This window comes from Mycobacterium sp. E2479, from assembly GCF_001667925.1.
Classification (GTDB): domain Bacteria; phylum Actinomycetota; class Actinomycetes; order Mycobacteriales; family Mycobacteriaceae; genus Mycobacterium.
In genome coordinates, this window is sequence record NZ_LZJR01000155.1 from 37,849 (window position 1) to 44,630 (window position 6,782).

The 6,782-nt window shown below is 65.5% G+C and carries 5 protein-coding genes; 3 read left to right on the forward strand and 2 right to left on the reverse strand.

All coding sequences use genetic code 11. The features are described 5' to 3' along the window. Positions 1-52: 52 nt before the first annotated feature. Complete coding sequence (locus tag A5686_RS24320) at positions 53-856, reverse strand: acyl-CoA thioesterase II (protein ID WP_067939785.1); 804 nt, start codon at positions 854-856, stop codon at positions 53-55. Between the two features lie 169 nt (positions 857-1,025). Here A5686_RS24320 and A5686_RS24325 point away from each other — a divergent pair, with 169 nt between their 5' ends. The 3 genes from A5686_RS24325 (at position 1,026) to A5686_RS24335 (ending at position 3,602) form a co-directional block, all read left to right on the forward strand. Further along, positions 1,026-1,412: a DUF1801 domain-containing protein gene (locus A5686_RS24325; RefSeq protein WP_067939771.1), complete on the forward strand. Its 387-nt coding sequence runs from the start codon at positions 1,026-1,028 to the stop codon at positions 1,410-1,412. Between the two features lie 79 nt (positions 1,413-1,491). After that, the gene (locus A5686_RS24330) at positions 1,492-2,721 is read left to right on the forward strand and encodes an acyl-CoA dehydrogenase family protein (protein ID WP_067939787.1); all 1,230 of its coding nucleotides are present in this window, start codon (positions 1,492-1,494) and stop codon (positions 2,719-2,721) included. A 14-nt stretch (positions 2,722-2,735) separates the two neighbouring features. Beyond that, a complete protein-coding gene (locus tag A5686_RS24335; RefSeq protein WP_067939773.1) occupies positions 2,736-3,602 on the forward strand; it encodes a hypothetical protein in 867 nt (288 codons plus the stop codon). Positions 3,603-3,647: 45 nt separating this feature from the next. Here the strand turns inward: A5686_RS24335 and mgtA are convergent, their stop codons facing one another. Continuing rightward, the gene (gene mgtA, locus A5686_RS24340; protein WP_082947806.1) at positions 3,648-6,272 is read right to left on the reverse strand and encodes a magnesium-translocating P-type ATPase; all 2,625 of its coding nucleotides are present in this window, start codon (positions 6,270-6,272) and stop codon (positions 3,648-3,650) included. Positions 6,273-6,782: the final 510 nt, after the last annotated feature.

Sequence of the window (6,782 nt, forward strand, 5' to 3'; positions counted from 1 at the left end):
TTCTTTTCGTAAGGGTCGCGGCGTGACGTTTCACGGGCGAAGTGTAAACCCGTCATCCTTTGAAATAGACGATCTGATGCGTGGTGGCCAGCAGCCCGCCGTCGGCCGTCCACACTTTCGCGCTCTGGTCGAAATAGCCGCGGGAGAAGCGGTTGGCGTGGGCAGTGGCCAGCACGAAGTCGCTCGCAACGGCGTCGAGTTCAGGCTGGTCTGCGTGAAAATACGTGGTCAACGAGATGGTTCCGGACGGGATGAAGCCGTGGCGCAGGAATACTCGCGGGTAGAAGATGTCACACAGCGCGGCAAGCGCCGGGTAGTCGACCGGGCGTCCCGCGCTGTCGCGGACCCACAGCGTGGACGTCGACGACCGGCTCGGGTTTCCGCCTTTACCGGGCATCGCACCTTCGACGTACCGCATGTCATACAGGCTGGTCCATCGAACGAGGCCCGGATCGACCGCGGGCACTTGCTCGGGGGCCGGCGCTTGTGGCGGGTGGCTTTCCGTGTCGGCCCAGCTCTCGCGCCGGATCGCAAAGATCGCGGTCGCCGTCGTTTTGACCACGTCGTCCTGGCTGAGCTCGACAATCCAGTGCTGGTTGGTGCGGTTGGTGCGTGCCGCCCGCAGGGTGACGTCAAAGTCGCCGTCGGCGATGGGGGCGGCGTAGTTGACGGTCAGGGCCAGCGGTTTCCCGATGCACTCGGGATGTGCTTCGACCGCACGCAGCATGACGGCGGCGGTGATGCCTCCGAACGGTCCGACCATGTTCGCCCATTCGGGGTGGGTGCGGCCCCGGCTGACGTTCGCGCCGAGGGTGTCGAGCTGGAGGGCTTCGTCGAAGGGATGTGGGTCGGCCATGTGGGGTTCCTCGTTCGCCAGAGCGTGAAGCGTGCGGCCGGGCCGCGCATTCGTCACGCCCGGCTCGAGTCGACCGCAGATTACTTGCGGGCGGCCTCGCTACCGACACGGGGCCCTGGCGTCCGCTGATGTACGGTCCTGCGAGACAACCTCACCGAAAGCGAGCCCGATGGTGAACCCCAAGGACGACACCGACCAATCTCCCGCCCAACTGATCGACGCCAGGATCAAGGAATTGGGGGATTGGCGCGGTGAGATGCTCGCTCGCATCAGGGATCTGATCAAGAAAGCCGACCCCGAAGTGGTCGAACAGTGGAAGTGGCGGGGCGTTCCAACCTGGTATCACGGCGGGATGATCTGCACCGGCGAGACGTACAAGAACGTCGTGAAGATGACCTTCGCCAAGGGCGCGTCGCTGCAGGATCCCGCAGGTCTGTTCAACTCCACGCTGGACGGAAACACCAGACGCGCGATCGACTTCCACGAGGGCGACGAGATCGATGAGGACGCGCTGACCGCACTGATTCGTGCCGCGGTGAAGTTGAACAGTTCGTAAGGCGCCGACCTGTACACCCAGAACGGGGTGCTGTACAGTCGCCCAGCACAAGGTCGACGCTCGAATGGGAGGCCATCCGGTGACTTCCGAGTCGGTCGAGGAATTTCGGAACCGGGCCAGAATCTGGCTGGCGGCGACCATGCCGCGACTCGATCCGGCCGAGGCGGCGCTGCTGGAGCGCGATGAACTGCCGTCGTGGCACCGGGCTCGAGAACTGCAAAGGCTGCTGTGGGAAGGCGGATTCGCCGGGATCTGTTTTCCGCGCGAGTATGGCGGGCTCGGGCTGAGCTACGAATACAAGAAGGCGTTCGACATCGAGTCGCAGGCATATGAGACCCCGCTGCTGCTCAACGTCCCCTCGTTCGCCATCTGCTGCGCAACGATCCTCGATATGGGCAGCGAGGAACAGAAGCGCATCCACATACCGGCCGCGCTGCGCGGCGACGAGGTGCTGGTGCAGCTGCTTTCTGAGCCCAGCGGGGGATCGGACCTGGCCGGCGTCATCACGCGCGCCGAGCGCCGGGAGGAACGGTGGATCATCAACGGCGCCAAAACCTGGAGCACGTGGGCGTTCGCGGCCGACTACGGACTGTGCCTGGCCCGGACCAACTGGGACGTCCCCAAACACGAGGGGCTGACGATGTTCCTGGTGCCGCTGCAACACCCCGGTGTCACGATCAACCGGATCCAGCAGGTGAACGGCTCGATCGAATTCTGCGAAGAATTCTTCGACGACGTCGATGTGGGCGACGACGCCGTCGTCGGGGAACCGGGCAAGGGATGGGACGTCGCATCGCGACAGCTGTACCACGAGCGCCGCACCATGGGGGACGGATCGGAATACACCAGCGGGCCGGGAATCGCTGAGGCCCACGATGTTTCGGTGGATCTGATATCGCTGATCGAAAAAACCAACCAGGCGGGAAACCAACGACTCAAGGAAATGGTCGGCCGGGCGCTGGTGCACCGGGCCGTGCATGGCCAACTCAGTGAGCACGTCTTCCACGCCGTGGCCAGCGGATCCCTGCCGCCCGCCGCGGGATCGATCATCCGCCTGGACATGGCCGAGGCGCACGATGTCGAGACCGATACGGCGCTGGCCGTAGCGGGTTCGGCGGCCGTGGTGGACGACGAGGGTGGGTTGGTCGACATCGGTACGCGCTATCTGGGCCGTCAGACCGCCAGCATCGGCGGCGGTACCACCGAGATGGCGCGCAATGTGATCGGCGAGCGGGTCCTGAACTTTCCGCGCGAGCGCGCCGATGACCGAGGGGTGCCGTTCAACCGGGTGCGGCGCGGCAGAAGCTAAGGAGGCGAACGGAATTGAGCGGTCAACTTCGTGACATCCGCGAGTTGATGGGTGATTCTGACGCGTATCGTGCGGAACTATACCGGCGTTGGACGGGCCTGCTGAGCTACCGCTATATCGGCCGCAAGCACTCATCGATGAATCTGGGGGAGACCGACGACACCGTCGCCATCCGCCACGACATGCGCAACGAAGCGGGCGGAATCATGGTGGCGCCGTTGGCCATTTCCTCCCCGGAGGGCTGTCAGACCGACATGGTCGCCGTACCCAATCCGGTCATCGCGTCGGTGCAGATCGTCGATCCCGGCTACGACGTCAACAGGATCGAGATCGTCGGATCGGGCATCGTGCACCAGGGCCGCACCATGGGTTACGGGCGCTGCACCATTGTCGACGCCGACAACCCCGGCCGGGTCATCGCCTTCAACGAAGGTCAGGGGGCGATCATCGGCGTCCCGCCGGAAGGCCTGGATCGCATGGACGTTTCGGGCACCGAGCTGGTGATCGAGGACTCTCCCGATCTGCCCCCGCTGTGGCAAGCGTTCGGCGCCAGCCGCCGGGGTGACGGTCGCTGGATACTGCCCGAGCTGAGCACCGAACTCGCGTCGCCGGATGCCGCGCTGCACATCGGGCCCCAGCACGTCGTCCTCGAGACCGCCGCGATCGACCTCGCGGCCGAGGTCGCCGGGACCAAAAAACTGCAGGTTGTCAGCTGGCATGTGATGTTCATGTCGCGCGGCAAGGTGGGTCCCTTCCGGGTCGAGGGGTCCGCGCATGCGGGCGGACCCGGGCGAGTCGGCGTGCGCATGTTGCTGCACGACGAGGGCAACGCCGACAAGGCGGTCACGTCCGCCGCGGCGGTCTTCGACATCGTCGACTGAGCCGGATTCGGCGGCGGCAGTAGGCCCGCATAGGCCTTCGGAGGTCTAGGAGTTGATGGCGCCGGCGTGCGAGAAGCGGGCCGCGCGGCGGTGGATGCGGTGCGCGTAATCACGGGTGCGGTGCGGCTGGCCGAAGAGCCGCATCGGTTCGGAGTAGAACGCTTTCTTCGCGAGCTCGACCAGCGCCAGGTAGATGATCACGAACGTGCCGAGGGCCCCGAAGAATTGCCACGGCAGCGGGGTGAAGCCCAGGGTGTGCGCCATCGGGGACACTGTCAGTAGCGCGCCGATCGCCACCACGGACAGGCTGGCGACGGTCAGCCATCGGCTGGGCCGGCTTCGAATGAACGGTACCTTGCGGGTGCGTATGACGAAGATGATCAGGGTCTGTGTGGCAAGGGATTCCACGAACCAGCCGGTGCGGAATTCGATGGGTCCTGCCCGCAGCACACCGAGCATCAGGCCGAAGGTCATGAAGTCGAAGAGTGAACTGATCGGACCGAAAACGAGCATGAAGCGGCGGATGAAGGCGATGTTCCAGTGTGAGGGCGCGTGAAGTTGTTCGTCGTCGACCCGGTCGGTCGGGATGGCCAATTGTGAACTGTCATAGAGCAAGTTGTTGAGCAGAATCTGGCTGGGCAGCATCGGCAGAAACGGCAGCAGTGCCGAGGCGGCGGCGGCGGAGAACATGTTACCGAAGTTGCTGGAGGTCCCCATCAGCACGTACTTGATGGTGTTGGCGAAGATCCGCCGGCCCTCGGCCACCCCGGTGGCGAGCACCCCGAGATCCTTTTCAAGCAGCACCACGTCGGCGGCGTCCTTGGCGACGTCGGTGGCGGTGTCCACGGAGATACCGACGTCGGCGGCATGCAGTGCCAGCGCGTCGTTCACGCCGTCGCCCAGAAAGCCCACCGCGCGCCCGGTGCGGCGCGCGGCGGTGATCAGGTGGGCCTTCTGCTCAGGGGAGATGCGCGCGAAGATGGTGTGATTCGCTGCAGCTTCGGCGAACTCGTCGTCGCAAAGTCCGTCGAGCTGAGTGCCGGTGATGGTGCCTTTGGATTCCAAGTCGAGGTCGCGGCAGACCTTTTCGGCCACCTGGGCGTTGTCGCCAGTGGCGATCTTGAGTTCGATGCCCAGGGCCGCCAATTCGGTCAGAGACTTCCGGGCGGCGGCTTTGGGTTCGTCGGCGAACACCAGGAATCCGGCCAGCATCAGGTCGGTTTCGTCGTCGGCGCTGACCGCAATGAGGTCGGGGGCGGGTCTGACCGCGACCGCGACCACGCGGCGGCCGGCGGCGAACAGGTCGGCCAGGGTGTCGGCGGCGGCCGCGTCGGTCATCGCGCAGCGGGTCAAGATCTGCTCGGGAGCCCCTTTGACCACCAGGATGCGTTTGCCGTCGTCGTCGATCAGGGCCGAGGTCGAGCGCCGTTCATGGTCGAAGGGCAGTAACGCCACTCTCTTCGCTGCGCCCACAATTCCGCGGGCGTCAGGAGACTCCCACAGCGCGGTATCGAGGGGGTTGGCGCCGGTCCCGCCGGCGGTGAGGTCGACGTCGCAAGCCAACAGGCCCAGACGCAGCACCGAATCACTGTGTGCCCCCGAGGGATTGACAGCGTCAACCAGGCCGATGCGGCCCTCGGTCAGAGTGCCGGTCTTGTCGGTGATGAGGATGTCGATGTCGCCGAGATCTTCGATGCATACCAGCCGTTTGACCAGCACCTTGGCCTTGGCCAGTTGCCGCGATCCGGTGGCCAGGCTGGCGCTGACCACCGCCGGCAACAGTTGCGGCGTAATCCCGACGGCAATCGCCAGTGAGAACAACACCGAGTCGATCAGCGGCTTGCGCAACAGCAGGTTGCTGGCCAGAATCAGCACGGTCAGCGCCACCGCAACCTGCAGCAACAGGTACGAGAAGCGGCGCAGCCCGACCTGGAAGTCGGTTTCGGGTTGACGTTCACCCAAACCTGCTGCGATGCGACCGAATTCGGCGTCGCGGCCGGTGGCGTACACCACACCGGTGCCCTCGCCGGCGCTGACGATGGTGCCCATGAATGCCAGATCGGTGCAGTCGGCCAGATCGGTGTCGGCGGCGATCGGTTCCGGCGACTTCTCCGAACCCATCGACTCGCCGGTGAGGATGCTCTCGTTGCATTCCAGCCCGGTTGCCTCGAGCAGCCGCACGTCGGCGGGGACGGTCTCGCCCAGTGTCAGCCGGATGACGTCGCCGGCGACCAGCGTGGTGACGTCCGTGGTGACGAAGTGGCCGTCGCGACGCACCACCGCGGTGTGACGCATCCGCGAGTGCAGGGCCGCGGCGGTACGCTCTGCGCGGTACTCGTTGAAGAACCCCAATCCGACGCTGGCGAGCAGGATGATGCCGATGATCACGGCCTGCATCGAATCGCCGAGGAAGTACGACACGATGGCGGTGCCGGCCAGCAGGATCAGCACAACGTTGCGCAGCTGTCGACCCAGCACCGCGAGCGCTTTGACGTGGTGGGTGCGCACCGCGTTGGGGCCGAACCGTAACAACCGCGCGGCAGCCTCGGCGCTCGAAAGGCCGTCCGCGGAGCTGTCCAGTAGACCGAGGACCTGATCGGCCGGAGCGCCGACGGCTTCTCGGATGGTCAGTGACCGTCGATCGGTTTCCTCGATGACGTTCGGTTTCATAGCCACGGGGCAACCCGCCTCTTGCGACCAGACATTCGGTGTCCTTCCACGACGACCTTGTCAGGGTGACAAGTCGGCGCTGTAGGGCACAAGGGCTTTACCGGGACCGGCGTAGTGCGGTCCTCGCGGCGGCCCGCCGGGCGGCTACCCATCCGAAGGCCGCAAAGCTGCACACCGGTCGAGACCACGCGGTTGGGGCAGAAAGGCCCGCGACTCCGGGCATTAGGGCACTTGTTCTTCCAAGGCACGGCTGATCGACTCGGTTATGGAGCCATTGGCCGCCGTCGTCCCCACCGGCTTCGGTTCTGCAGAGAAAGCGACTTGCGACGCGGGAGGAAGTCTTCATGGTTTCCGGTGCGCCCGGCCGTTGGATCACGCGGTTGCAGCGCTGGGTCGAACCGGCACTGGTGGCAGGCACAGTGGCCGCGCTGACAGCCGGGGGGGTCGCGCGGCTGGCCAATTGGCGCGGGGTGGCCGACGACTGTTGGATCGCGGGCACGGTACTCGCGA

What these genes read in the sequence shown, in the direction of transcription:
- A5686_RS24325 (WP_067939771.1), top strand. Translation starts at nt 1,026, where the DNA reads ATGGTGAACCCCAAGGACGACACCGACCAATCTCCCGCCCAACTGATC.
- A5686_RS24320 (WP_067939785.1), bottom strand. Translation starts at nt 856, where the DNA reads ATGGCCGACCCACATCCCTTCGACGAAGCCCTCCAGCTCGACACCCTC.
- mgtA (WP_082947806.1), bottom strand. Translation starts at nt 6,272, where the DNA reads ATGAAACCGAACGTCATCGAGGAAACCGATCGACGGTCACTGACCATC.